The organism is Microbulbifer maximicatervae (SeqCode), assembly GCF_052467505.1.
Genome location: NZ_CP174313.1, coordinates 4,177,687 through 4,203,708, shown reverse-complemented (window position 1 = coordinate 4,203,708; position 26,022 = coordinate 4,177,687). Strand labels below are relative to the sequence as shown.

21 protein-coding genes are annotated in these 26,022 nt (G+C 50.0%); 8 read left to right on the top strand and 13 right to left on the bottom strand.

What is annotated here, in order from left to right; all coding sequences use genetic code 11:
- Position 1: 1 nt before the first annotated feature.
- From ACJJIN_RS18505 to ACJJIN_RS18490, 4 genes are all read left to right on the top strand, one after another.
- A complete protein-coding gene (locus ACJJIN_RS18505) occupies positions 2 to 916 on the top strand; it encodes a CmcJ/NvfI family oxidoreductase (RefSeq protein ID WP_444895713.1) in 915 nt (304 codons plus the stop codon).
- 65 nt (positions 917 to 981) lie between these two features.
- The gene (locus tag ACJJIN_RS18500) at positions 982 to 2,313 is read left to right on the top strand and encodes an aldehyde dehydrogenase family protein (protein WP_444895712.1); all 1,332 of its coding nucleotides are present in this window, start codon (positions 982 to 984) and stop codon (positions 2,311 to 2,313) included.
- 34 nt (positions 2,314 to 2,347) lie between these two features.
- Positions 2,348 to 3,145 carry a prolyl hydroxylase family protein gene (locus tag ACJJIN_RS18495; RefSeq protein WP_444895711.1) on the top strand — a complete coding sequence of 266 codons (798 nt, stop codon included), beginning with the start codon at positions 2,348 to 2,350 and terminating at the stop codon, positions 3,143 to 3,145.
- A 106-nt stretch (positions 3,146 to 3,251) separates the two neighbouring features.
- Positions 3,252 to 3,893 carry a DUF6058 family natural product biosynthesis protein gene (locus ACJJIN_RS18490; RefSeq protein WP_444895710.1) on the top strand — a complete coding sequence of 214 codons (642 nt, stop codon included), beginning with the start codon at positions 3,252 to 3,254 and terminating at the stop codon, positions 3,891 to 3,893.
- 34 nt (positions 3,894 to 3,927) lie between these two features.
- On the opposite strand, the gene ACJJIN_RS18485 is transcribed toward ACJJIN_RS18490, so the two are convergent.
- Complete coding sequence (locus ACJJIN_RS18485; protein WP_444895709.1) at positions 3,928 to 4,575, bottom strand: SOS response-associated peptidase family protein; 648 nt, start codon at positions 4,573 to 4,575, stop codon at positions 3,928 to 3,930.
- 14 nt (positions 4,576 to 4,589) lie between these two features.
- Positions 4,590 to 4,838, bottom strand: a complete 249-nt coding sequence (locus ACJJIN_RS18480) for a hypothetical protein (protein WP_413663771.1) — start codon at positions 4,836 to 4,838, stop codon at positions 4,590 to 4,592.
- Between the two features lie 303 nt (positions 4,839 to 5,141).
- Here ACJJIN_RS18480 and ACJJIN_RS18475 point away from each other — a divergent pair, with 303 nt between their 5' ends.
- Positions 5,142 to 6,104 (top strand): right-handed parallel beta-helix repeat-containing protein, encoded by a 963-nt coding sequence (locus tag ACJJIN_RS18475; protein WP_444895708.1) that lies wholly within the window; start codon positions 5,142 to 5,144, stop codon positions 6,102 to 6,104.
- Between the two features lie 84 nt (positions 6,105 to 6,188).
- Here the strand turns inward: ACJJIN_RS18475 and map are convergent, their stop codons facing one another.
- Together map and ACJJIN_RS18465 are read right to left on the bottom strand one after the other, a co-directional pair.
- Positions 6,189 to 6,974: a type I methionyl aminopeptidase gene (gene map, locus ACJJIN_RS18470; protein ID WP_444895707.1), complete on the bottom strand. Its 786-nt coding sequence runs from the start codon at positions 6,972 to 6,974 to the stop codon at positions 6,189 to 6,191.
- Positions 6,967 to 7,173, bottom strand: a complete 207-nt coding sequence (locus ACJJIN_RS18465; protein ID WP_413663773.1) for a ParD-like family protein — start codon at positions 7,171 to 7,173, stop codon at positions 6,967 to 6,969. Before ACJJIN_RS18465 ends, map begins: the two co-directional genes overlap by 8 nt.
- Before the next feature lie 151 nt (positions 7,174 to 7,324).
- Between ACJJIN_RS18465 and ACJJIN_RS18460 the strand changes: the two genes are divergently transcribed.
- On the top strand, positions 7,325 to 9,028 hold the full coding sequence (locus ACJJIN_RS18460; protein WP_413663774.1) for a phytoene desaturase family protein: 1,704 nt from the start codon (positions 7,325 to 7,327) through the stop codon (positions 9,026 to 9,028).
- A 43-nt stretch (positions 9,029 to 9,071) separates the two neighbouring features.
- Here the strand turns inward: ACJJIN_RS18460 and ACJJIN_RS18455 are convergent, their stop codons facing one another.
- From ACJJIN_RS18455 to ACJJIN_RS18430, 6 genes are all read right to left on the bottom strand, one after another.
- The gene (locus ACJJIN_RS18455) at positions 9,072 to 9,647 is read right to left on the bottom strand and encodes an OmpA family protein (RefSeq protein ID WP_444895706.1); all 576 of its coding nucleotides are present in this window, start codon (positions 9,645 to 9,647) and stop codon (positions 9,072 to 9,074) included.
- 86 nt (positions 9,648 to 9,733) lie between these two features.
- A complete protein-coding gene (locus ACJJIN_RS18450; protein WP_282930693.1) occupies positions 9,734 to 10,381 on the bottom strand; it encodes an HAD family hydrolase in 648 nt (215 codons plus the stop codon).
- A gap of 14 nt (positions 10,382 to 10,395) precedes the next feature.
- Complete coding sequence (locus tag ACJJIN_RS18445) at positions 10,396 to 10,761, bottom strand: hypothetical protein (protein WP_282930692.1); 366 nt, start codon at positions 10,759 to 10,761, stop codon at positions 10,396 to 10,398.
- 44 nt (positions 10,762 to 10,805) lie between these two features.
- Entirely contained in the window at positions 10,806 to 11,552 is a 747-nt protein-coding gene (locus ACJJIN_RS18440) for a 16S rRNA (uracil(1498)-N(3))-methyltransferase (RefSeq protein WP_444895705.1), read from the bottom strand.
- A gap of 131 nt (positions 11,553 to 11,683) precedes the next feature.
- Positions 11,684 to 14,815 (bottom strand): efflux RND transporter permease subunit, encoded by a 3,132-nt coding sequence (locus ACJJIN_RS18435; RefSeq protein ID WP_444895704.1) that lies wholly within the window; start codon positions 14,813 to 14,815, stop codon positions 11,684 to 11,686.
- Complete coding sequence (locus tag ACJJIN_RS18430) at positions 14,815 to 16,065, bottom strand: efflux RND transporter periplasmic adaptor subunit (RefSeq protein ID WP_444895703.1); 1,251 nt, start codon at positions 16,063 to 16,065, stop codon at positions 14,815 to 14,817. The genes ACJJIN_RS18435 and ACJJIN_RS18430 overlap by 1 nt, the downstream gene beginning before the upstream one ends.
- A gap of 294 nt (positions 16,066 to 16,359) precedes the next feature.
- Here ACJJIN_RS18430 and ACJJIN_RS18425 point away from each other — a divergent pair, with 294 nt between their 5' ends.
- Complete coding sequence (locus ACJJIN_RS18425; protein WP_444895702.1) at positions 16,360 to 18,714, top strand: Tex family protein; 2,355 nt, start codon at positions 16,360 to 16,362, stop codon at positions 18,712 to 18,714.
- Positions 18,715 to 19,919: 1,205 nt separating this feature from the next.
- Positions 19,920 to 22,841, top strand: coding sequence for a TonB-dependent receptor plug domain-containing protein (locus ACJJIN_RS18420; protein ID WP_444895701.1), 2,922 nt, complete (start codon positions 19,920 to 19,922; stop codon positions 22,839 to 22,841).
- Positions 22,842 to 22,934: 93 nt separating this feature from the next.
- Here the strand turns inward: ACJJIN_RS18420 and ACJJIN_RS18415 are convergent, their stop codons facing one another.
- The 3 genes from ACJJIN_RS18415 to ahcY all read right to left on the bottom strand — a co-directional run bounded on the left by ACJJIN_RS18415 (position 22,935) and on the right by ahcY (position 26,008).
- The gene (locus ACJJIN_RS18415) at positions 22,935 to 23,651 is read right to left on the bottom strand and encodes an RluA family pseudouridine synthase (RefSeq protein ID WP_444895700.1); all 717 of its coding nucleotides are present in this window, start codon (positions 23,649 to 23,651) and stop codon (positions 22,935 to 22,937) included.
- Between the two features lie 76 nt (positions 23,652 to 23,727).
- Positions 23,728 to 24,567 carry a methylenetetrahydrofolate reductase [NAD(P)H] gene (gene metF / locus ACJJIN_RS18410; RefSeq protein WP_444895699.1) on the bottom strand — a complete coding sequence of 280 codons (840 nt, stop codon included), beginning with the start codon at positions 24,565 to 24,567 and terminating at the stop codon, positions 23,728 to 23,730.
- 64 nt (positions 24,568 to 24,631) lie between these two features.
- The gene (ahcY, locus tag ACJJIN_RS18405) at positions 24,632 to 26,008 is read right to left on the bottom strand and encodes an adenosylhomocysteinase (RefSeq protein WP_369974263.1); all 1,377 of its coding nucleotides are present in this window, start codon (positions 26,006 to 26,008) and stop codon (positions 24,632 to 24,634) included.
- Positions 26,009 to 26,022: the final 14 nt, after the last annotated feature.

Below are 26,022 nucleotides of genomic sequence, written 5' to 3'. Positions count from 1 at the left end.
TATGCAAACCGCAGCCCGATCCTCCTTTCAGGATCAATTAGTTACAGCAATTATTCACTACGCTGATCCCAGTAGCGATCTGGTGTACGACAAGCGTTCAGAGGGCCCCGGGCCCGCCAATCTGGTCGAGAATGTTATTTCCCAGCAGGTTCACATCTACGATGGTCGCGCCCTGAAAACCGCCGGGGAGCGTTTTCGTCTCGATACCCAGGGATTTGAGCTTGTACGCCCTATGCTCGGCATAAACCTGCGCCAGCTGGATGATGCGCTACACGCGCTGGACCAACCCTCAGGGAGTAGCCCCAGCCCTGAGGAGCGCGACCAGTTGATTCGCACCCAATGGTATCCAGCTATTGAATCCTGGATAGGCGCTCACCTGGGTGCAGCAAAGGTACTGACCTTTGACCACACGTTGCGAGCCCAACCATCGACTGATGCGGCACCGGAGCTGAGTCGCAGTCGCCGATCCCCGGTGAAATTGGTGCACAACGACTACACACCCTGGTCCGCAGAGCGCCAGCTAAAGGAAACCCTGGAGGCCCGGGGGTACAAGCCATCAGATTATCCGCGCTACCAGTTTATTAATCTCTGGCTGCCCCTATTGCGCCCGGTGCAGGAGTCACCGTTGGCAATGGTGGACCTGCGCACTGTCGCCGCCAGTGATTTCCACAATATGCGATTAATTTACCCAGAGCGAAAAGGGCAGATTTCGGTGTTGAGTTTCAACCCGGTTCACCGCTGGATTTGGTTTAGCGACATGCAGCCCGGCGAAGGCATTTTACTGCGGGTCTTCGATAGCCAGCACCGAGGTGATGTAACCGGTGTTCCCCACTGCGCTTTCGACCTGCCGGGAAGTGCAGGGGCACCACGCAGAACCAGCCTGGAAATTCGCACTATTGTCCTGTTTGACCAATAACACCAACGCTTTTAAGAAAACACCCGGCCACTCAATAAAGTGGCCGGATTAAGTGAGACCCCATTATGGAAAATATACTTCGATCGATTGATCCACTAACCGGAGAGGCCATCGGATCGTTACCTGTCAGCAAGCCCCAAGATATTCAGGACATGGTGGAGAAAGCCCACAAAGCGCAGCGAGTGTGGTCGAGTAAATCTCTTCAGGAGCGGGTACTACTACTTCAGCAGGCTTACACAAAACTGAATGCGGAAGAGGGAGAGCTGGCACAACTTATCAGCCGTGAAATGGGCAAAGATGCCCGGCGTGCACAGTATGAAGCCGGCGGCGTAGTCCAAGGCGGTGCCTGGTTAGCAGGGGATGCCGGAGAGGCCCTGCGGGCAAAACGCAGTGGCGGTAGCGAAATTCAATATCGGCCACTGGGCGTTGTTGCGGTTATCTCCCCCTGGAACTATCCACTGGCCATGGCCAATAACCTGATTGTTCCCGCGCTGATCGCCGGCAACGCTGTGATTTTAAAACCTTCAGAAGAGTCGCCATTGGTCGCTGACTTATTGGTGAAAACACTCAATCAAACCCTGCCTCAGGACATTTTACAAATTGCTCACGGCGATGGCGCCACCGGTGAAGCCCTGGTGAAATCCCCCATCAATATGGTCGCCTTTACCGGATCGCGAACAACGGGCCAAAAAATTATGGCCAATGCCGCTCCGGCATTGAAACGCCTGGTTATGGAATTGGGTGGCAATGACCCGATGATCGTGTTGCAGAGCGCCAATATTCCCCAGGCTGCACAATTTGCCGTTGGCTCCAGTTTTGAGAATTCTGGCCAGATGTGCACCTCCACAGAGCGTATTTATGTGGACGAAAAAATTGCCGATAAATTCGAGAATGCCGTGGTGGCATTGGCGAAGCAGTATCGTGTCGGCGGGTGGCAGGAGCCACAGGTGGATATCGGCCCCTTGGTTAATCACCGCCAACATCAAAAGGTAGTGGAGCATATCCACGATGCCCTGAATAAAGGCGCAAAGCTTCTTCTAGGGGAGCGCGATCCACAGGTGCCGTTTATTCCGCCCACAGTTATCAGCGGTATTCGACCGGGCATGCTGGTGGAAGATGATGAGACTTTTGGGCCTATCGTAGCCATCGACCGCTTTAGCTCAGTAGACGATGTGGTCGAGCGGGCCAATAACTCTGTTTACGGTCTTGGTGCGGTTGTGTTTGGTGAAAGCAAACAGGCCGAGCAAGTCGCCAGCCAGCTGCAAGCGGGAATGATTGGCATCAACCAGGGCGCCGGCGGCTCACCTTGGGTGGGCGCCAAGCAAAGTGGCTTTGGCTTCCACGGTGGAGCTGAAGGGCACCGGCAGTTTGCCCAAATTACCGTTTTAAACCGCTAAGTTTTTGAAAAATTTTCCAATAGAAGTACAGCAGATGTCCACGACTGAAAGTATTGATACTGTCACCCACTTGGATGACTTCTTTGTTATCGCTCGCGAACCCGGAGCAGAACACCCGGCTCTACCCACCTGGGCTACACGCAGTAAAAACCCGGCGGCGCTGGCCGAACAAGCACCGCAACCGGTTTCACGACGAGATATCGCCGAGGTACCCGGAGCCTTCCAATTGCTCAATGTCTTTTCCAAAGACGAATGCCAAGGGCTGATTGATATCACTGAAGCGGTGGGTTATTTACCGGATGCAGCCGTCTCCCTGCCCCGGGAGGTCCGCCATAACGACAACCTGACCTGGGTGGTTGACGAGGTTACAGAGCGGCAGATCTGGCAGCGATGCCGAGACCTGGCGCAGGACTTAAATGGTTACTTTGGTGGAAGAGAGGCTGTTGGCATAAATCGGCGTTTTCGCTTTTATCGCTATGGTGAGGGAGATTTCTTCCAGTTCCACACCGATGGCGCCTGGCCCGGTAGCCGCATTGACAACAACCAGTTGATCACCAATGGCTACCCCGATCGCTATAGTGAAATGACGTTTTTAGTACTGCTGAGTGAAGATTTTGAAGGTGGCGCAACCCGATTCAGGGTGAATGCAGATGACCCCCTAAAACAACCCAGTCGGGACTCTTTATTAGACATCGATGTCCGCACACCTGCCGGAGCCGTACTGTGCTTCCCCCATGGAATGCATCCCTTACACAGAATTCACAGCTCTACTCCAATCACCCGAGGAATCAAATATATTATTAGAACGGATATTCTCTTCCTGCAGGAATAAATTCTCCAAGACTTGTTAAAAGGGAAAAGATGCTTCGGCTCACATCGAAGTATTAAGTGCTCCAGGCGCTAGAATTCCATTCGATTTCTACCTTGGAGCACATTCAGTGAAATTGCTTAATTATCTGGATAAACACTTCCTGACCAAAGAACAGCTTATTAAGGCTACTCAAATCAGCGAACTACAATTGCAGCGCTACCAGGATGAGGGTGTTATGCCAAAGCCCTCTTATAAGCTTAATATTCAATGGGACTGTGAATCCTTTTTTGGACCCCACTCCGAAAAACAGGCAGTTGAGTACTTTGCAAAAGGCTACGCCAGCTGGATTGGTATCATAGAGGCTAAGCAAGACTTTAACTCTATTTATCAATGCTTTGCTAATCGATATATGGCTAAAATAGCTCAATTGCAAAATTTAAGATACGAATCAAGAAACCCAAAATTTTCATCCGGAATTTCTCAACATATCGAAGAGGAATGGCAACACTTTATTGAGGGGACTTATGGATTATGTACTCGCAGTGGCCTGCCAGAAGATATAGCAGCAAAGGAGCTGGCTAGCACAGAAATCAATGCACTTCTTGCTCAAGATAATTTAAACCAAAAACAAATACATCGGCTTAATCGCTTTGTAGATCTTCTAGATGAAACCAGCGCATATTTTGCACCTCACGAAAGAAGTACAAGCTCAAGAACGAAGCTAATTGATATACCACGCCAGGAGTACAACTTAGGTTGTGCAATATAAATTTTTCTATACACCAATATCCCAGGGCAAATAATTATTCAATTACGGGGATAGGGTCCCCGATATACTCCGTAGAAGTTGCCCTCAGCAAAGGATGAGCTGTAAGTATTTTCCCCGAATACTCAACGGACGGTTTCAGGAATGGGCCAAAATCTTCTGTCAACTCCGTACAATTTAACCAGGACTCTACAAAATCTGGGCGATTGGGCGCAATCATGGGAAGTGACTTTTCATGGTAGCGCTTAGTGGCTGGGTGGGAGTCCAAAGTAATGATTGAGCAACTGAGTAAATTTCCCCAGATTTTATACAAACCACAAAAGAAAAAAGGTTCACCATAACTGAATTCTACCGGGTACTTGCCACCTTGGCTTTCCACCCAGGCGGTAGCGGGTATTAAGCAACGGGACTTGCGATATTCCGGTCTGGAGTCCAGTTTCTTCCAATTACTGTTGATGGACCAGTATTTTTTATGGGGCCGCCAAGTATCACCATGCCTTTCAAGATAGAGATGCCAAATGGCATTTTCTATTTCAGCAGAACCCTTCCGAGTAGTTACAATAGACACCTGCTGGGTGGGCCTCCGGCGTCTACCGTAAATCATATGTCCGGCACCCCGAATGTCATAGGTATCGAGAAAACGCTCCATACCCGCATGATCACTGACATCAAAGACACTACACACCCAGAGCCTCCCACTTATCCCGCTGAACTGGTTTTTTCAGTATATTCGGACAGCCACCTTAAATTACTCTCGATCCCTCTCATCTGGCACAAGGTTAACTCCAATTCCTTGCGCAAATCCACTCCCACAGCAACAGAAAACCGACGTACGTACTTTTCATAGTTCAAAATACTAATCGCGTACATAGGGCGATTGTCATAACTGGACCTATAGCGGCAGATACGAATCGGTTCACTATCAAAAACTATAACTCTGGGGCGCATAATTAAACACCTACAATACTGTACAAAAATACAGTATATCTTCATTTGACGTGAACCTGTCAAGGAAACAGAAGACTGAAGTCACTGTCACCATTACACGAACGCAATACTTTCCTTAGGAATTCGACATAAATAATTGGCGCGCCAGCCACCAAACAAAAAAATAAATAAATCTAAAATTCTGATATAAAACAGAAAATAGATTCCAATTATATATTACAAAATTGGGATTAATTCCTATAAATTCGCAATTGGAACATAACGAATGTCATAGGAATACTCTCCACTTAAAAGGTACACATAATGAAAATACGTAACATTTACGCAACAGTTTTATTTTCAGGATTATTGAGTCCATTTTCTGTTTGGGCTATTGACTGTGGAGATATTATTACAACACCAACCACTCTGGATAGGGATTTGCTCTGTGTGATAACGGAACAAAATGAAGTCGCTTTAACCATAGAGGGTCCTAGTGGAAGCCTGAATATGGACGGCTTTCAGCTTACCTGTGATGATGAAGAGGCAACGGGGCAGGCCGGAATACTGTTAACTGGTATTGGAGCCCAGGTATATGGTGGGATCATTGCGGCCTGTCGAGACGGGGTCAATGCGGAAGGGGAAGGCTCACACAGTATTTATTCTATGGAAATCATTGATACGATATTCGATGCCATCTACATAGAATCCAATAACAGTATTGCCAGGGATAATATTATCACCAACAGCGATCGCGGCGATGGCATAGAATTAAATGGTAACACTAATACCGTAACTCGAAATACCATAACGGGTATTGATAACTCGGGCATTGAATTAAGAGGATCCTTTAACAATATTAGTTTTAATGAGATAAGTGGAAGTGGCAATCAGGGAATCGAAGTAAATGGGCAATTTACCAATGTCTTCTCTAATATAGTGACCAACGGATTAAATGATGGTATTGCCGTAGGGGAAGGAGATGAATCTGACAATGCTGATTTTTCTACCATCTCACTAAATAACGTCTCAGGAAATTCTGGTTTAGGTATTCCGATTAGGCTTTCCTCAAATACTCTAGTAACTCAAAATACCGTAGAGAGTAATGGCGAAGGAGGTATCGGTATCTTTGTTGAGGGTAGTGAATTTAACAAGATTGTTCGAAATACCTCTCTCAATAACTCACCTTACGATTTGGAAGATGATACCGATCCGGGCGATTGCAGCGGCACCAATACTTGGGTCTTTAACACGTTTACCGCAGCAGAACCTGCATGCCTGGATTAAAATATCTATTGAAAACAGTGGGTAGCGAAAATGTAAAGTGTCTCGCTACCCATTGCTATCTACCTAACGATCACTAATTGGCCGCTATTTAATCTTAGAAGATCGCTCTTCATCCCTAAGCGTTAACACTTCATAGCCGTCACCGGTTACCAAAATCGTATGCTCCCATTGAGCCGATAGCTTTTTATCCTTAGTTACTACAGTCCAGCCATCTTTCTTAAGTTTAGTTTTACGATTTCCCTGATTGATCATGGGCTCAATGGTAAATGTCATTCCCTCCTGCAAAACTTCACCGGAACCAGGCCGCCCAAAGTGAAGAACCTGCGGGGCCTCGTGCATTTCCCGGCCAATACCATGACCACAATATTCCCGTACGACACTGAAGCCGTTGCGCTCGGTATGGCGCTGGATTGCATTGCCGATATCACCAAAAGTAACTCCCGGCTTTACCGTGGCAATACCGGCCCACATAGCTTCATAGCAGGTGGTTACCAGTTTTCTGGCAATAGGGGTCACGGTACCGATGCTATACATTTTGCTGGAATCCGCAATATAGCCAGATTTCTCCAGGGTAATATCCACATTGATGATATCTCCCTCCCGCAGTAGCTGCTTATCGCTCGGCATGCCGTGACAGACTACTTCATTGACTGAGGTGTTCAGGGCGTAGGGATAATCATATTGCCCCTTGCTGGCGGGGCGAGCATTGAGTTCATTGACAATAAATTCTCCTACCCGCTCATTAATTTGCATTGTCGAGACCCCCGGTTCAATAAAGGAGTCCAGCATGGCAAATACACGGCTCAACAATTGACCCGATTGGCGCATTAACTCCTGCTCATCAGGAGTCTTTATTTTTATTTCACTCACGTGTCAGCTCTTCCAGGGTTAATGCCTGATTGCGCAGCAACTTCTTACACAAGTCGCTGTAGCTTAATTCCGGGTTCAGCTCCGCCAGCATCCCAATCTTGATCCAGTACTCCGCCTGGGAATTAATTGAACGGGCCATCACCGTACTGGCCTTGCGAATCTCATCGTGTAGCTCATCGGATATCTTGACGATGCCCATAACTATTACCTTGATATGCTTTATATGCAAATTGTATACGCGATATATAAAGGTGCACAATAGATATACAGAATATTAATATGCAACTTATTGCATAGCTCGATAGGGGGCGCTATGGTTGAGGAATAAAAACAATAGTGGCGAGGCCATCATGACAGAGACCCCTGAGAAGAAGCGCAGTGCCCCAAAACCAAGCCGGCTGCGTATTGGTCGGCGCTATCGCCCGAGCCGCCTAGAAGGCAATTACGACGCCATTATCATTGGCTCAGGCATTGGCGGTCTGACTTGTGCTGCGATGCTCAGTGCCATGGGCAAGAAAGCACTTGTCCTTGAGCAACACTACACTGCCGGGGGATACACCCACGCCTATGACCGCAATGGTTATGAGTGGGATGTCGGCGTCCACTATATCGGCGATGTGGGCGAACACCCCACCATGACCCGCAAGATCTTCGACTTTATTTCCAATAACCAGTTGCACTGGGCGCCAATGGACAGCACCTATGACCGCATCTGTATTGGCGATAAACAATACGACCTGAAAGCCGGCCGCCAGCAATTTATCGATGAGTTGGTCAGCCACTTCCCCGATGAGCGCGCGAATATCGAGGAGTACCTGCAACGGCTGAATGTGGTTGCCAAAGCCATGCAGCGACTGGCAATGGAAAAAATGCTGCCCTCCTGGTGTGGGCCTTTTATTCGCCTGTGGAGAAAGCTGCGCGAACCCGCCTGGCTCAATAAAACCACCCGCGAAGTTCTCAGTGGAATCACCAGCAATGAAAAGCTGATCTCTGTACTGACAGGGCAGTGGGGTGATAATGGCATGACCCCATCCGAGGGCAGCTTTATTATTCACGCCCTGATCGCCAAGCATTATCTCTATGGCGGTTACTATCCTGTCGGCGGCGCCAGCAAAATCTCCGAAACGATTATTCCCCAAATCCAGGCCAGTGGTGGAGATGTATTTACCTATGCCAAGGTGGAAACCATCCTGATGAATGGGGATCAGGTTCGCGGTGTAAGAATGTCCGACGGACATGAAATCGAAGCGCCATTAGTTGTCTCCGGCGCAGGGGTATTTAATACCTTCGAGAAGCTGTTACCGCGCAGCACCAGTGAGCGCATGGGATATATCCGCGACCTGGACACCGTCAACCGCTCCATGTCTCACCTGTGTCTGTATATTGGCTTGGAAAAAACTGCGGAAGAATTAAACCTGCCCAAGACTAATTACTGGATCTATTCCAGCGATCAGTACGAAGAGGATATGCAGGCCTTTATCGACGATCAGGATAAGGAAATACCGTTAGTCTATATTTCGTTCCCGTCTGCGAAAGACCCCACCTTTACCCAGCGCTACCCGGGCCGCGCCACTATCGAAATTGTGGCACCGGCCAACTACGATTGGTTTGCCCAGTGGCACGACAAGCCTTGGGGCAAGCGGGGAGATGATTACGAGGACCTGAAGGAGGCATTTAGCCAGCGCCTGCTGGAGCATTTGTATAAGCACATGCCGCAGTTGCGTGGGGAAATCGATTACTACGAGCTTTCAACCCCGTTATCCACGGATTATTTCTGCTTCTATCCACGGGGAGAGATCTACGGACTGGATCACGATCCCAACCGCTTTGAGCAATCCTGGCTGAGACCCAAAAGCCGGGTCAAAGGGCTCTACCTTACCGGGCAGGATGTGATGAGCTGCGGCGTAGCCGGTGCAATGATCTCCGGTATGCTCACAGCGCAGAGTATTATTGGATTGCGTCAAACTGGAAAATTAATGAAGAAAATATTTTCCAACCAAGCCCCAAAGGCGCCGGTAAATTCCAGTGAGGAATTGGGTAATGCCTCTAGCTGAGACACTATCCTAAGCTAGCTCTTCACCTGCAAGCTGTTCGGGGTTAGCGCCTCGGCAGTTTGCTGGGTACACGATCAAAATTTAGTACCCGGATCATCAGGCGGCGGTTCTCCCGCTTGCCTTTCTCTGTCTCATTATCCGCAATCGGATCGGTATCGCCGTAGCCCTGGGCTTCCATACGGTCAGCGGAGACGCCCCGCTCTATCAGGAAATGCTTTACCCAATCCGCTCTGCGCTGGGACAGGCTGAGATTCTTCTTCGCATCGCCGCCACTGTCTGTATGCCCCTCAATGGAGATTCGCATCTCTGAAAAATCGCGCATGATCACCAGCAAGGCTTCCAGATCGGCAATAGTTTCTATGCGGGGGGCAAAACCGCCGGGATCGAACTCCAGGCGCAGGCGGAACGTGTCTCCGATGGACCGGTTATTTCCCCGTAAAAACCTCACCAGCTCATCGGCAAAGGGGGCCGCTTCTCGGGCAGTCTTCTCACTGTCACCTGACTGTATTCCATCGACAGGCTCGAGCGTATATTTCTTTGGGGATTCGGACTGGTCACAGCCCACCAGAGTAAAGGCCAATAAGAATAGGCAACTGGCAGACAAGAATTTACCCGCCATAGGTACAGCTTCCGGTTTCTCGACGTCAAATTCAGTGTAGAACAGCGAAAGCGCTGATCAACCGGAAGTCTCGGCCACTGAGGCCATTAAATAAAGTTGAGAACTGCCATCATGTCAGTGACTACCCGGGCACCCTGCTGTTCCAGCTGGGGGCCCCGCACTGGGTGAGCGCTGTAGCCAACCACGCGCATACCTGCAGAGACCGCCGCAGAGACACCGGCAATGGAGTCCTCCACTACCAGACAGCGCTCCGGCGCCACCCCCATAGCATCTGCCGCGTGCAGGAACAGCTCTGGCCAGGGCTTGCCCCGGGATACATCGTCGGCACTAAAAATCCGCCCGTCGAAATAATCGTACAAACCGGTCTTATTCAGTGTCAGCTGCATTTTCTGGTGAGAGCCCGAGGAGGCCACGCAGCTGCGCAGACCCAGCTGTTGCAGTTGGTCGAGCAGGCCTTCAATACCCACAACCGGCTGTAATTCCTGCTGGAACGCCTCGCGGATACGCCGCTCCGTATTGCCAAAATAATTATCCGGTAGTGGTCCGCCAAAGCGCTTCTCGATTTCCACCAAGCAGTCCCTGGCCGGGCGACCGCTGAATTGCTCGTCCAGTTCCTCGGCGGTGGTCTGCAAGCCCAGGCGATTCATTTCCTCTGCCAATATGCGACAGACGATGCTCTCGCTGTCTACCAGCACACCATCACAGTCAAAAATAATTAAATCGGTAGAAGACATGGGAACCTACATCGTTAACGCGCAGAGAGCAGCATCAGGCCGAGGATGACACCGATGACGCCGCTAATACGCAGGAAATTTTCATTGCCACGGGAAATTTTAACCGCTAATTCTTTGCCCCGCTCAAAACCAATTTGCAGCATATAGGCACCACTCAATAGCACCAGTACGCCGAGGGCATTGAACAAAATATACCAGTGGCGAGTGTCTGCAATTAGTAAAAGGATCAGGCCAATAATAATTCGCGCCCAGGCGGAGAGGGCATAGCCGGTTTCGTTAAGCCGTTCGCTGAGGCTTTGTGCCAGTTTCGGCTTGGCAATAATCGCCAGTGATAACACAACGATGACAATGCCCAACAACCAGATAAATGCTTTTATCATGCTCTTCTCTCCCTGAATACTCTCGAGTCCAATCCTTCAGTGACTTACAAATCACCCCATTGAAATTGCAATACCGACAATGCCGCTATCGGCGCTGTCTCAGTACGCATCACCCTTGGTCCCAAACGCAGAGGCATAAAATCCTGCGCCAGTGCCGCATCGATTTCCACCTGCGATAGCCCGCCTTCTGGACCTACCAGTAGCAGGGCGGATTCCGGTGTACCGCGCTCCGCCTGCCATTGGCGCAGATCCAGCTCGGTGCGGTGATGCAGTACCAACTTGGCTTGGGGCTCAGCTTCAGCAGATTCATTCTGTAAATACTGCGCCAGCTTTATTGGTTCGGCAATCTCCGGCACCCGGTTGCGCTCACACTGCTCACAGGCACTGATAGCAATCTGGCGCCAGTGACCCAGTTTTTTCTGTAAGCGGTCCCCGGACAGCTTCACTTCACAACGTTCGGTAAACAGCGGCTGTATCGCCGCCACTCCCAGCTCAGTAGCTTTCTGTATCACCCAATCGAAGCGATCGCCACGGGAAATACCGATCGCCAGAGTCAGTGCCAACGGTGACTGGCGATCCTCTGCACAGTACTCTCCCGTGTGCGCGCGCGCCCGTTTGCCGGTCTCGATCAACTCCGCCGTGTACTCACCGCCATTGCCGTCAAAAAGAACTAAAGGGTGGCCCGCATTCAAGCGAAGTACTTTTACCAGGTGACGGGAAGCCAGCTCATCCAGGTCTACTTCTTGATCGGAAGCCAGAGGCTGCTTGGAAAAAATACGCGGGATGCGCATGGGAGAATCCTATTCAAACACCATAAAAAAGCCGACAGGAATGTCGGCATTTTGCTGGCAGTTAGTTTAGGCATTTATACCCCAAAGGCGCAATGGTGAAGGCGATCCACCATTGCGCCCGGATACCTGCTCTACACAGTCTCCAATGAGACTGGGGTATCGTCTTCTACTGCAACTTTGTGCTTCGGGCGTAACCTCTCAATAACTTTGTACAGGTTGGGGACCAAGATCAAAGTCACTGCCGTTGCAAACAGAACGCCGAATGCCAGGCTGATTACCATCGGGATCAGGAACTGGGCCTGGATTGAACGCTCGAACATAATCGGTACCAGACCGATAAAGGTAGTAATCGAGGTCAGGATAATCGGGCGGAAACGATCCCGGCCCGCGTGTACTACCGCATCCATCACCGCCATACCCTGAGCGCGCAGCTGATTAATGCGATCCATCAATACCAGGTTGTCGTTCACAACCACACCCGCCGCTGCGAGGAAGCCGAGCATCGACATAATGCTGATGTTGTGCCCCATCAACAGGTGGCCAACTAGGGCACCGAAGAACCCAAACGGCACAGCAGTAAGGATCAGCAACGGCTGAGAGTAGGAGCGGAAAGCAATCGCCAGCAGCGCATAAATGCCGAACAGGGACAATACGAAGAAGGCCAGGATAGCACCGTTAAACTCTTCCTCTTCCTGCATTTCCCCAGCGGTTCTCAGGGAGAAACCGGGGAACTGGCGCTCCAGCTCAGGTACCAGGGTCTCGCGCATATCCTTAAGGATATCCTGCGCGCTGGAAGTATTCGGCGTTATTTCGGCAAATACCCGCACGGTGCGCTCGCGATCGTTGCGGCGAATCGTGGTATAGCCCGGCACGTAAACTGCCTCGGCCACCGCTGAGAAAGGTACTTCCCCGTCGTTGGTGCGAATGCGGATGCGGTCCATCTGCTCTTCGCTGGCGCGCTCCTCCATGGGGTAGCGAACCATTACGCGAACATCCTCACGACCACGTGGGATACGTTGAACCTCCTCACCGTAGAAACCCTGACGAACCTGCCTGGCCACGTCTGCCAAGTTAATACCCATCGTAGTGGCATAGGGTTTCAGCTGGATCTCAATATCGCGACGGGCACTGGTCAGGTTATCCCGCACATCATAAACACCGACATAACTATCCAGTTTTTCCTTAACCAAATCAGCAGCAGCGCGCAGTTCACCCATATCCCCTGAGGCAGTGCTCAGGTTCAGGCTCATACCATTACTGCTATTGTTGATGCTCGCATCAATATTCATGTCCTCGACGCTAGCCGGCAGCTCGCCAATCAATTCGCGCCAACGCAACGCTAAAGACTCGGAGGTGACATCACGCATCTCTCCATCGGTAAGCTGCAAGGTTACATAAATATTGCCACGCCAATTGAAAACCAGGGAGTTCTGCAAGAAAGACTCGCCCTTGTTCTGCTCCAGCATTCCCTCATCGGTTTCCAACTTATCAGCGGCGGTGAGTACCTGCTCCATTACCCGTTCAGCTTCACTGAAGGGTTCACCTGAGGCCATAGAAATTCGCAATTGCAATAAATCGGAGGGGACCTGGGGTGAGAATGAAGAGCCCACATAACCACTCTGGAAAACAGCGATCGACAAACCCAGTGCCAACATAAAGCTCATCACTGTGGTGCGGCTATTGCTAAGGGACTTTTCCAGCAAAGGTAGGTAGTACTTATCTCCGGCCGTCTTCATCGCACCGGCAAAACTTCTACGTACGTTTTGTAATTTAATTCCCAAAGTCGATCTGGCAGGTTTCTCTGGCTTCATGCCCACCAAGTGAGCCGGCAGGATCAACAGGGATTCCACCAGGGAGAAGACCAGACACAGCAGTACCACCACCGGCAAGGCCAGCATCATCTGTGCAGTAATGCCGGGTAGAAACAGCATGGGGATAAAGAACACCATGGTGGAGGTCACGGCGAAAATTACCGGGGAAGCTACCTGCTTCACCCCTTGCTCAGCTGCAGCTAAGCCAGATTCACCTCTATCGTGGGCAGCATGCACTGCCTCCCCCACAATGATGGCATCGTCCACCACAATCCCGAGTATTAACAGGAAGGCGAACAATGACAGCATATTTAGGCTGACGCCGGTCACCGGCAACAGCCAGAAAGCACCCAGGAAAGCGACAACAATGCCCACGGTTACCCACATGGCCAGAGCCGGGCGCAGGAACAGCATCAGCATGACAAACACCATGGCAAAACCGCTCAGGGCATTGGTAGTCAGCAGATTCATGCGGCCTTCAAATGCCTTGGAGAAGTCGAACCAGACATCCAGTTCCATGCCCGGTGGCAATTGCTCGCGAGTCTCCTCCAGGAACGCTTTTATTCGCTCAGCGGTTTTCACCACATCCAGGGGCTCGCCTTGAATAATGCGAAGGTTCATGGCGGGATTGCCATTAAAGCGAATAACGTTGTTGTATTCCTCAAAGCCATCGCGCACTGTCGCTACATCGCGCAGCAACAATACAGAGCCATCGGCACGGCTAACTACGGGGATACGCTCGAAGTCTTCAGCGGTATAGGCCTGGCCACGAGTTTGCACCTGTATATCACCGCGATCCGAGCGCACCATGCCGGCAGGCAAATCCAGGGAGGAGCGGCGCACTGCGTCGGCAACCTGGTTAAAGCTCAAGTTGTAACGGCGTAAATCCAGCTCGGAAACTTCAATGGATAACTCGTCTGGTCGATCACCCCAAACATCAACTCTGCGCACACCGGAAATCAGGTTGAGTTTATCGCGCAAATCCAGGGTGGTTTCCTTGAGCTGACGCTCAGAAACTGGCCCACCAATGGCGATCATCATTAACTCGGCGTTGGCTTCAATCAAGCGAATAACGGGACGCTCAATACCGTCGGGAAAGGTGTTGATACTATCCACCTGAACCTTAATATCGTTGAGCAATCGCAGCTCGTCGTAGCCATCCATCGCCTGGATTTCAATAGAGGCACTACCCCGTCGGGAAGCAGAATTTACCTCCTTAATACCCTTTACTTCGGAGATAGCCTCCTCAACCCGAACGGTTACCTGCTGCTCCACCTCTGCCGGACCGGCGCCGGGGTAAGAGATATTAACCTCTACAATCCCCAGCTGCAGCGTGGGAAACACCTCCCGGTCGATACTCATAAGGCCAAAGATTCCGCCGATGATTATCATAATCATCAGCAGGTTTGCGGCTTTGCTATTGCGCGCAAACCACGGGATGATTCCGCTCATCACTTGCCTCCCTGGGAAGCATTGCTAACACCACCGGCATCACCAGCAGCGGATACTGTAGAGGGATCTGCTGAATCCTCAGGAAGACTCCCCAGGCCCGCTGGCCGCTCATTGAGGGGGTTAGCGGTAAGTACCATACCCTCACGGGAGTAGCCCAAGCTTGAAACAATCACTCGGTCACCCATAGCAATATCCCCGCGGAGCCAGATTCTGTCACCGATGGTTTGTAACAGCTCAACAGTTTTGTAGATCAGCTGGCTCTCGTCATTCAGAACCAACAAGTGATCTCCTTCATGTAGTGCCTGACGGGGCAGCTCCACAACATCATCAAAGGTTCTACCGGCAATATCTGCCTCAACAAACAGGCCATTCATCAGCGGTACATCCCCTGCATAGGGCTTCTGCACCTGGGCAACAGCAAAAATAAAGCGGCTGTTAGGATCAATACTCGCTTCGGTTCGCACCAATTGCGCACGCCACTCGTGTTCACGTCCAGCCACAACAGCTTTCAGACGCACAGCGGGGCCATTCTCAATAGTTTTACCCAGGGGAAGATCGAGCAACGCCAGTTGCTGGTCGGTCAGAGGGAGGCGGACTTCAGCGATACCGGTGCTGTGAATTTTTGCCAGAGGGGTGCCGGGGGTAATGTACTGTCCCAGGTCGACAAAAGTCTCAACTACACGACCTGCAAAGGGGGCTTTGAGTGATGTGCGCTCCAAATCCAGCTTTGCCTGGTCGCGGTCAGCTCTCGCGGCTTCCACTGCAGCCTGGGCAGCTTCGAGATGGGGTTTGCGCAGGAACAGTGCATTGGCCGCTTCAGACCCCAGGTCACGCCACTCGCGCTTAGCTTGCTTGGCATGGCCCTGCTCCTGAGCCAGGGCGGACTTGGCATTTGCCAGTTGCGATTCTGCGCGAGTGACCTGGTAGCGATAGTCTGCTTGCTCAAGCTGTAATAAACGGGCGTCTTTATTGAAGAAGCCACCGGGAACAAATGCCTCATCCACGCTTTCGATCACACCGCCGACTCGCGCGATCACATCAATTTCATGGCGGGCATGAACGGTTCCCTGGCTGGGTACCAATAGTGTCTGGCGACGGGGTTCTATATAGAGAACATCGGCCATTGGCGGTACCACCACCTCTGGCGGTTTTTCCTCCGGCTTCGGTTTCAATACAACCACCGCAGCAATAACAGCCACCCCGACTAACAATACAATGAATAACAGCTTGTTTTTACTCGAGACTTTCACAGGTACCCTCTACCCCGTTCCCTGACCTGAATTGGTCAAATTTTAGTTAGTACGCATTCTACTGGAGTTCGACGCACATAAGAGGCAATTTGGATGCAGACTGCCGCACAAGTTTGTGCCCTGCCGCAAACCTTCCTCGCTGCGCTCGGGTAACGCATAATGCCGACCCAAAATTACTCCTGTAAGGGCCCTCTCGTTTACCCGCCAAATACCACGGAAACTGAAAGGCTACTTACTGGTCCAACATCGCCCTTAACGGTACGAAATTTCCCGGAAAACGGATGTAAACATCAAATGCTGGATATCAACGTTCGCATCGCCGAAGAACTCAATGTCAGACCACAACAGGTTACCGCCGCAGTATCCCTGCTCGATGAAGGAGCCACAGTCCCATTTATTGCGCGCTACCGGAAAGAGGTGACAGGGGCCCTGGACGACACCCAGCTGCGCACCCTGGAAGATCGGCTGCGCTATCTGCGTGAACTGGAAGAGCGCCGCGCTGCCATCCTGAAAAGTATCGATGAGCAGGGCAAGCTTACTCCGGAGTTGTCACAACAAATCAACAGTGCTGACACCAAGAACCGCCTCGAAGACCTCTACCTCCCCTACAAACCCAAGCGCCGCACCAAAGGACAAATCGCCATCGAGGCTGGACTGGAGCCACTGGCCGATGCACTGACCAACAACCCCTCCCTCGACCCTGCAGCTGAAGCAGAGCAATACCTCAATACCGACAACGAAGACGCCTCCCTTCACATCAAAGACATCAAAGCCGCTCTGGATGGAGCCAAATTTATCCTGATGGAACGTTTTGCAGAAGACGCCGAGCTGCTGGGCAAGCTGCGTGAATTCCTCAAGCGCGACGGACAGGTGAAATCCAAACTGCTCGAAGGCAAAGAAGAGGAAGGGGCCAAGTTCCGCGACTATTTTGAATACGCCGAAGACTGGTCCAAGGTGCCCTCCCACCGCGCCCTGGCTATTTTCCGCGGCCGCAACGAAGGCGTACTCGCCATCAGCGTGGGCCTCGCCGAAGAAGAAGGGGCTTCCCCAACCGCCAGCCACCCCTGCGAAGCCATGATTGCCCGCCATGTGGATATCACCGATGAAGGTCGTCCTGCAGACAAATGGCTTGGCGAAGTGGTGCGCTGGACCTGGCGAATCAAGCTGCTGACCGCACTGGAAACTGACCTGATGGGTGAGCTGCGCGAGAAAGCAGAAGAGGAGGCCATCAAGGTATTCTCCCGCAACCTGAAAGACCTGCTGCTAGCAGCTCCGGCCGGGCAAAAAGCCACCATCGGCCTGGACCCGGGCCTGCGCACCGGGGTCAAGGTCGCCGTGGTCGATGCCACTGGCAAGATACTCGATCACACCGCCATATTCCCCAACCCGCCACAGAATCGTCACCAGGAGTCTGCAGCAGTTATTGCCGCCCTGTGTAATAAATACAATGTGGGCCTGATCGCCATCGGTAACGGCACCGCCAGCCGTGAGACCGACAAATTTGTCGGGGAAACCATTAAACAATACAAGCTGACGGCTCAAAAAGTTGTGGTTAACGAAGCCGGTGCTTCCGTTTACTCCGCCTCTGAATTTGCTGCGCGGGAATTCCCAGATCTTGACGTGACTATCCGTGGAGCTATCTCCATCGCCCGCCGTTTGCAGGACCCGCTGGCAGAATTGGTGAAAATCGAGCCCAAATCCATTGGTGTTGGCCAGTATCAGCACGACGTTTCCCAGACTCAATTGGCTCGCTCATTGGACGCCGTGGTTGAGGACTGTGTAAACGGTGTCGGCGCTGAGCTGAACTCCGCCTCTGCACCGCTGCTGGCTCGGGTTTCCGGCCTGACTGCATCTATTGCCAACAATATTGTCAGCTACCGCGACCAGAACGGCGCTTTCAAAAATCGCAAGCAACTGATGGAAGTTCCGCGTTTAGGACCCAAGGCATTTGAACAGGCCGCCGGCTTCCTGCGTATTAATAACGGTGAAAATCCGCTGGACAAATCCGGTGTACACCCCGAGTCCTATATCGTGGTTAAACGCATTGCCGAAAAAAATAGCCGTGAAATTAACAGCCTTATCGGCGACTCCGGCTTTCTGCGCCGGCTGAATCCGGCAGACTATACCGACGAAAAATTCGGTGTACCTACCGTTACCGATATTATCGCCGAACTGGAAAAACCTGGCCGAGACCCGCGCCCGGAATTCCGCACGGCAAAATTTGAAGAGGGCGTAGAAGAAATAAAAGACCTACGCCCAGCAATGGTACTCGAGGGGACTGTCACCAACGTCACCAACTTCGGTGCTTTTGTGGATATCGGTGTTCACCAGGATGGCCTGGTACATATCTCTGCACTTTCAGAGAAGTTCGTTAAAGACCCTCACGAAGTCGTAAAAGCCGGTGATATTGTCAAAGTTAAAGTGATGGAAGTGGACGTTGCCCGCAAACGTATTGGCCTTTCCATGCGCTTATCTGACGAGCCTGGTGAGCAGGGTAGTGGCGGTATCAAAAAGGGTGACCAGCGCGAAAACCGCCAAGCCCAGCGCTACAACAAGCAGCAGGGCAACCGCTCCCAGAAAGGGGGCCAAGGTAATGGCCGTGGCAGCATGGGTGATATTTTGATGGCGGCGATGAAGAATAAAAAATAAATATAGCAAGTTAAGGGCGACAATGTCGCCCTTAACTTGCCACATCAAAATTAGCCACTTAAATACAAAGTAAACCAATAAAATAATAGCTGGCAAATAGGCAATTGATAGTTGTCTGACTTATGGCTAGGCTAAACTCACTATAACCTATACGAGAAATAAAAAATTGCCTTCTAGAACCACCCAAATAAAGATCATGACGCTTAAGAAAATATTTTTCTAAATAGCCCCCTAAAATATATTGAAATATAATTTCACCCTAAAAGAGGGTACATGGAAAAATAAAGTACAAATCAACACACTCGATATACTTTTCTTTCCAGAAAAAAAGTTACAAGCCAACCCCACCATCCCCAGAAAAAAATATCCAAATAAAGTAAAGCCTTAAAAATTGAGATCGGTCATAATACAAATGTAGAGGTGAACTCCAAAAGAGAGCTTCTTGGCTGCTCAGAATAATATTTCAAGAAAATTTAAGTGAGATAAGCACTAGAAACATTTTCATCCCAAAATCATCGAAAGAGCCGATTAAGTTTCAACACTTAACTCAAAAAAACGCGATTAAATGGACCTTGAAGAAGTATAAAATACTGAGATCTATTAAATATTAGGGGGTCAGAAACACCACAGATTTAATCCAACTTTAGCACTTGCTCCCGATCTGCGGGTAAGCAGAGCAAATGGATCGTGCATATACTCATGAGTACAGTATAGCTTCCAACCTACAGTCAGCAGCTTATGATTTAGGAGTAACTAAACAGCCAACAAAGGGGTAACGCAAATATTGTTAAAGTCAATTTGATCTTACCCCCCTCAGAAAGTCACAAGTGTCATAAAATTCACTTTCGGCATATTGTTTTAAATAAAACACTCGTTAAAACATGATTTTTAATCATGCTAGATTAGCGCATCTACATAAATATTGGCCACAACACTAAAAAAGCAACTTACTTTGCAATCTACCCAGAACTAAACATCCCCAAAAAACCGAATTATCCACAAAAACAACACACTAAAAACAAATTCTCGGCAATAAATAACCAACAAATATCAAAAAAACATGATAGACACTCCATTTTTCTTGAGGATCTCGAGACTCACAGAGGATAGCGTTATTATCACCTATATCCTGCAATCATATTGATGCAATAAAAACATGCAGGAATACAAAATTACAATTACACACTGGATCCTTGGAGGAATTTATGGAACAGAAGTTCAAACTGAACTTTCTGAGTGCGGCAATTATTTTTGCCGTCGGTGGGGCACCCGCTTTCGCACAAGAAAATAAAATCGATACTGATATTAGTGAATCTGAGGCCCTAGAAGAGGTTGTAGTTACGGGTTCTCGTATCAAGAAGATGAACCTCGAAACTGCTAGCCCCATTACTTCCGTATCGATTGAAGATATCAAAAATAGTGGAGCTATCAGCCTTGGGGATTTTCTGAACGAACTCCCCGCACTGCGTTCTACTTTCAGCAATAGTAATGCTGGCCGCTATATCGGCACCTCAGGCCTAAGCTTGCTGGATTTACGTGGAATGGGCACTTCACGTACCCTAGTATTACAAGATGGCCGCCGCCACGTCGGTTCCAGTATCGGAACCTCTGCAGTCGATATTAATACAATCCCCGAAGATCTTTTAGCAAGAGTCGATACAGTTACTGGAGGCCAATCAGCTGTTTACGGTGCCGATGCTGTAACAGGGGTTGTTAACTTTATTACCCGTGATGACTTTGAAGGCCTTAAAGTCAGTGTACATCATATGCAGCCAGAACTGGACGGCGGTGAGGCGAGTGAATATAGCGTAACCTGGGGTAGCAACTTTGCCGATGGGCGCGGTAATGTGGCCCTAAGCTTCCAACACTCAGAGACCGCTGAAGTTTTCGGCAAAGACAGACCCTGGGTGGCGCGATCTCCCGGCTGGCAGGATGACCCTAATGCAGAGCCCAATGACGGTATCCCGGACTCAGTTCTTGTCTATAACACCACCAACAATTTTCTGAGCGATACCGGAGTAATTTGGGGAGCCCATCCAATTACAACTGTTTGGCAATTTCCTGACAGCTATATACCTATTATGGGCATGGAATCAGGGCCTTATACCTTTACTGAGGACGGGCAATTTGTTGCCTTTAACCCGGGGGAAGCGCCTCTAGGAGAATCAACTTCTATTGGAGGAGATGGCTCTAATTTCACAAACAGTACGCAAATGTACCCAGAGCTTGAGTCGCAAAACTTCTTCTCAAAAGCGCATTTTGATATCAATGAGAGTATGCGTGTTTTTGCTGAAGCGAAATACAGCTTCAGTAAAGCCATCACATTTAGTACAGCTTCCTTCGATTACCTTGGCGATTTAGTTATCTCCGCTGATAACGCCTTTATTCCAACTGAGCTTAAAGGCCTTCTGGATGAGGCCGGTATGGACAGCTTCTGGTACAACCGCCACAATGTCGATTTAGGCTTGCGCGGTGACGTTGCTGAACGGGAAGTACAGCGCTATGTGCTGGGCCTTGAGGGGGACTTCGCCGGAGACTGGCACTATGAATTATCCGCAATTTATGGCCGTTACGATGCAGAGGTCGACTACTCCAACAACCGCCATAATGAGCGCTATTTTGACGCCGTTGATGCTGTCGTAGATCCCGCAACTGGTGAAGTGGTTTGCCGCAGTGAGGAGGCCCAGGCCAACGGCTGTATACCGATCAATCTCTTCGGCTCCGGATTAAACAGCCAAGAAGCAATCGATTACTTTATGCTGCAAGATACCGGCTCAACAGAGGAAATGACGCAAACTATCTACTCCGCCAATATCACCGGAGATCTGTTTGAATTACCGGCCGGCGCATTTTCCACGGCTTTCGGTGCAGAATATCGAGAGGAGACCTCGAAAGTAGATTACGACCAAGTAATCAAGGATGGCGAGACTTTCATGAATGCCCTCTCTGCTACCTCTGGCGATTATGATGTCACCGAGGTCTATGGCGAGTTTTCTGCCCCTCTGATATCGGATGTACCACTAGTAGAAAGCCTGGTGCTGAATGGCTCGGCGCGTTTCTCCGACTACAGCACTGTTGGGACCACTACCACCTGGGGGTCATCACTTGACTGGACAATCACGGAAGATGTGCGCCTCCGTGCAACAATCTCTGAGTCTGTAAGAGCCCCTGGTATCGAAGAACTGTATTCTCCACTGGGCCAGAACTTCTTCCCTGTCGAAGATCCCTGTAGCTACGACAAGATCGATAATGCGAGCGACCCAACCCAAAGGGCCGCGCGCTGCGCGGACCTAGGGCTTGCAGCCGATTATCACTCAGCGACAGATTCCGCACGCCTCCCAGGCTATTCGGGTGGTAACACGGAACTGACCGAGGAAACCGCAGATACTTACACCTATGGAGTGGTGTTAACCCCGCGCTTTATTCCCGGCCTATCCCTGACCTTCGACTACTGGGATATGGAGATTACTGATGCTATTTCCTACATTTCCGGTCAAGACATTGTGGACCGCTGTGTCGATAGCGCTAGCATCAACAATGTGTACTGCTCACTGGCCCCTCGCGATCCAGAGACCGGCGAAATTATTTCTATCACTTCTACCGGGCTGAATATCGCCAGCTTAACCGCTCGAGGAATTGACTATCAGCTTGATTATAGCTTTGACTTAGCCGCACCTTTCTCTGCCGATGCAAACTGGGGCTCCGTAGACTTTAGCCTGGTGGGCACGAAGTTATTGGATCGGGATGATTACCCATTCCAGGAAGACCCAAGCACCGCCGATAAAGTAGATGGTGAATTAGGCGACCCTCGTCAATCTTACATCACGAACCTCACCTACAACTATGGTGAGCTCCAGGTAAATTGGCGCAGTCGCTATATCGCCGATATGCTACTGATTCAAACGGATGATCGTACCGACCTTCAAGGTCCATACAAGACCCCAAGTATGCGGTATCACGATATTCAGGCCCGCTACACCTTCTCAGATCTTGAAGTATATGGTGGTGTGAATAATCTCACTGATAAAGAGCCACCCTCGGGCCTCTCTGGAACTGGTGAAGGCTCAGGCATGTATGACACCTTAGGTCGCAGCTTCTATGTCGGGTTTAATTATTCAATACAATAAAACCTAGAGGATTTAGGGGTCCTAAGTAATTCACTTAGGGCCTCTCTCGATAATACTTAAATCAGTCGTCAAGCAAAGTCGAAAGGTTCCCGATCACGATTTAGCTAACCTAGATCTTTCTCCACTATTCAAATCAGTTTTTTTTAGGTTTCTCTCAAAAACCTCACCTAACTCACTCTTAAAGCTAATTAACTTGCCGATAATGGGGTGGAAAAAATCAAGATTACTAGCATGTAAAAGTAATCTCGGCGCCGATAATAATGCCTCTGAATGAGCATAAAACCGATCTCCCAGTATAGGATGCCCTATAGCCTTCATGTGCACCCGGATTTGGTGTGAACGACCAGTAACTGGCTTTACCTGAATTAAACTGCTGTTACCTGAACTTGAAACTTTTTTCCAGCGAGTCAGCGACGGTTTTCCCTCCTTAAAGTCTACTTTTTGCCTTGGTCTATTTGGCCAGTCACAAATGAGGGGTAAATCCACTTCGCCGCTAACACTTTTTGGTACACCCCATACTCGAGCATAATAAGTTTTATCAACCCGGCGAGTTTGGAACAGTGCGCTAAGAGATTTATGCACTTCAGCATTGCGCGCCATTACAATTAACCCCGAAGTATCCATATCCAAGCGGTGTACTGTAAGTGCTTCCGGGTAACGCTCCTGAACCCTGCTTGCCAAACTATCCCTATTGGCAGGATCCCGGCCAGGTACACTGAGGAGCCCGCTTGGCTTGTCCATTACCAGTAGGTAAGAATCTTCATAAACCACGGAAAGGTAAGGCTCCGTGGGAGGGTTATACTTACGCATTAATAATGCCCTGAAAATATATCTATAAGTTTTAGCCCCTCCCTACGGCAAAAAATCTTCCTATTTCAAGTCAAATCTATCTGGGCACTAAACCAAGGGCGTTCAAAATATGTGTAGAAGTTTCAACCTGATTCATCGTATAAAAATGTAAGCCCGGTGCGCCACCCTCTAATAAGGTCTCACAGAGGTCGGTTACAACCTCTAACCCAAGCTTCCTAACATCCTCTGGGTCACGATAACTTTCCATGCGCTTAACCAACCATCTTGGGATTTCCGCACCACAATTGCGAGAGAAACGCACAAGGTTGGCAAAATTAGCTATCGGCATAATGCCTGGATAAATGGGCGCATCGATACCCGCCTTTTCACACTGATCAATAAAGTAAAAATAGGAATCCGGGTTATAAAAATATTGAGTCAGTGCGCTATTAGCACCTGCCTCAAATTTACCTTTTAAATAGCGAATATCGTCATCATAGCTGTTCGACTCCGGGTGGATCTCTGGATAGGCAGCTACTTCAAGATGAAATTGATCACCGGTATGTCGACGAATAAAGGCGACTAATTCATTCGCATAAACCAGTTGCGCCACTGCACCCATGCCCGACGGCATATCACCACGCAGTGCAACTATTCGATTAATCCCCGCCTCTTTATATTCATTTAACAAACCCAGTATTGTCTCTTCATTATCACCACCAAACGATAAATGAGGGGCAATTGAAATACCATCTCGCCGCATATTGGTCACAATACTCGACGTTGTCTCTCTCGTGGTACCACCGGCACCATAGGTAACAGAAAAGAATTCAGGATTAAATGCCTGGAGCGCTTCGCGAGTTTTGTATAGCTTCTCGCGACCCTCCGGCGTTTTGGGAGGGAAAAATTCGAAACTTATGCGAATGGAGTCTTTCATTATATTTCTCCAACCCCGCACAATTCAGGCGCCGGCGATGCCGGCACCTTTTAGTTAGGGGCTATTAGTACTTATAACTTTCAGGTTTGAACGGACCTTCAACTGAAACACCGATATAGTTTGCTTGTTGCTCGGTCATACGGGTGATAACACCACTAAAACCCTCAACCATATAGCGTGCAACTTCTTCATCCAGGTGCTTGGGCAGTACTTTTACATACAGCGCTGAAGTTTTTTGATCTGCCGGTAAGTCAGCAAACTTTTCTTTGAACAAATGGATCTGGGCGAGAACCTGGTTGGCAAAAGAGCCATCCATGATGCGGCTCGGATGGCCAGTAGCATTGCCGAGGTTTACCAGGCGGCCTTCAGACAGCAGCAACAAGTGATCGTTGGTTTCGCTATTGCGAACCACCTTATGTACCTGCGGCTTAACTTCCTGCCACTCCCAGTTTTCACGCATAAAGGCGGTGTCGATTTCATTATCGAAGTGACCAATGTTACAAACCACCGCACCACTCTTCAGGGCGGAAAGCATGTGGGCATCGCAAACGTTTACGTTGCCAGTTGTAGTAACAATCAGGTCTGTATTGGCTAGCAGCTGCTTGTTAATACCCTCAGCGGTACCAGTATTAACGCCGTCGATGTAGGGGGAAACCAGCTCGAAGCCGTCCATACAAGCCTGCATCGCACAGATCGGGTCCACTTCAGAAACCCGTACGATCATACCTTCCTGGCGCAGGGATGCTGCGGAACCTTTACCTACGTCGCCGTAGCCAATAACCAGCGCTCGCTTACCAGAGAGCAGGTGGTCAGTGGCGCGCTTGATGGCGTCGTTGAGGCTGTGGCGGCAGCCGTATTTATTGTCGTTCTTGCTCTTGGTCACAGCGTCATTGACGTTGATCGCAGGAATCTTCAGGGTGCCTTCGCGCAGCATATCCTGCAGGCGGTGTACGCCGGTGGTGGTCTCTTCACTCACACCGTGGCAAGCATCCAGAAGTTGCGGGTATTCGCGGTGCAGCAGCTCGGTGAGGTCGCCACCGTCGTCCAGAATAATATTGGGTTGCCAGCCGGCAACATCGGCACCAATAGTGCGCTCAAGGCACCACTCATACTCTTCTTCAGTTTCACCTTTCCAGGCAAATACGGGGATTCCGCGCGCAGCAATAGCGGCAGCGGCGTGGTCCTGAGTGGAGAAAATATTACAGGAGGACCAGCGAACTTCAGCACCCAGTGCGACCAGAGTTTCGATCAGCACTGCAGTCTGGATCGTCATGTGAATACAGCCCATGATACGGGCACCCGCCAGCGGCTGCTCTGCGCGGTATTTCTCACGCAGAGTCATCAGTGCCGGCATTTCACCTTCTGCAATTTCAATTTCACGGCGCCCCCACTCGGCCAGGGAAATATCCGCGATTTTGTAATCTTTAAATTCAGTGCTCATTTGATTCATCGTTT

Excerpts from the sequence above, each read along its gene's own strand:
- ACJJIN_RS18475 (WP_444895708.1), top strand. The coding sequence starts at position 5,142 with ATGAAAATACGTAACATTTACGCAACAGTTTTATTTTCAGGATTATTG.
- ACJJIN_RS18440 (WP_444895705.1), bottom strand. The coding sequence starts at position 11,552 with ATGCGCATCCCGCGTATTTTTTCCAAGCAGCCTCTGGCTTCCGATCAA.
- ACJJIN_RS18500 (WP_444895712.1), top strand. The coding sequence starts at position 982 with ATGGAAAATATACTTCGATCGATTGATCCACTAACCGGAGAGGCCATC.
- ACJJIN_RS18420 (WP_444895701.1), top strand. The coding sequence starts at position 19,920 with ATGGAACAGAAGTTCAAACTGAACTTTCTGAGTGCGGCAATTATTTTT.
- ACJJIN_RS18465 (WP_413663773.1), bottom strand. The coding sequence starts at position 7,173 with ATGGGCATCGTCAAGATATCCGATGAGCTACACGATGAGATTCGCAAG.
- ACJJIN_RS18445 (WP_282930692.1), bottom strand. The coding sequence starts at position 10,761 with ATGATAAAAGCATTTATCTGGTTGTTGGGCATTGTCATCGTTGTGTTA.
- ACJJIN_RS18480 (WP_413663771.1), bottom strand. The coding sequence starts at position 4,838 with ATGCGCCCCAGAGTTATAGTTTTTGATAGTGAACCGATTCGTATCTGC.
- ACJJIN_RS18460 (WP_413663774.1), top strand. The coding sequence starts at position 7,325 with ATGACAGAGACCCCTGAGAAGAAGCGCAGTGCCCCAAAACCAAGCCGG.
- metF (WP_444895699.1), bottom strand. The coding sequence starts at position 24,567 with ATGAAAGACTCCATTCGCATAAGTTTCGAATTTTTCCCTCCCAAAACG.
- ahcY (WP_369974263.1), bottom strand. The coding sequence starts at position 26,008 with ATGAGCACTGAATTTAAAGATTACAAAATCGCGGATATTTCCCTGGCC.
- ACJJIN_RS18455 (WP_444895706.1), bottom strand. The coding sequence starts at position 9,647 with ATGGCGGGTAAATTCTTGTCTGCCAGTTGCCTATTCTTATTGGCCTTT.
- ACJJIN_RS18505 (WP_444895713.1), top strand. The coding sequence starts at position 2 with ATGCAAACCGCAGCCCGATCCTCCTTTCAGGATCAATTAGTTACAGCA.
- ACJJIN_RS18495 (WP_444895711.1), top strand. The coding sequence starts at position 2,348 with ATGTCCACGACTGAAAGTATTGATACTGTCACCCACTTGGATGACTTC.
- ACJJIN_RS18425 (WP_444895702.1), top strand. The coding sequence starts at position 16,360 with ATGCTGGATATCAACGTTCGCATCGCCGAAGAACTCAATGTCAGACCA.
- ACJJIN_RS18450 (WP_282930693.1), bottom strand. The coding sequence starts at position 10,381 with ATGTCTTCTACCGATTTAATTATTTTTGACTGTGATGGTGTGCTGGTA.
- ACJJIN_RS18435 (WP_444895704.1), bottom strand. The coding sequence starts at position 14,815 with ATGAGCGGAATCATCCCGTGGTTTGCGCGCAATAGCAAAGCCGCAAAC.
- ACJJIN_RS18415 (WP_444895700.1), bottom strand. The coding sequence starts at position 23,651 with ATGCGTAAGTATAACCCTCCCACGGAGCCTTACCTTTCCGTGGTTTAT.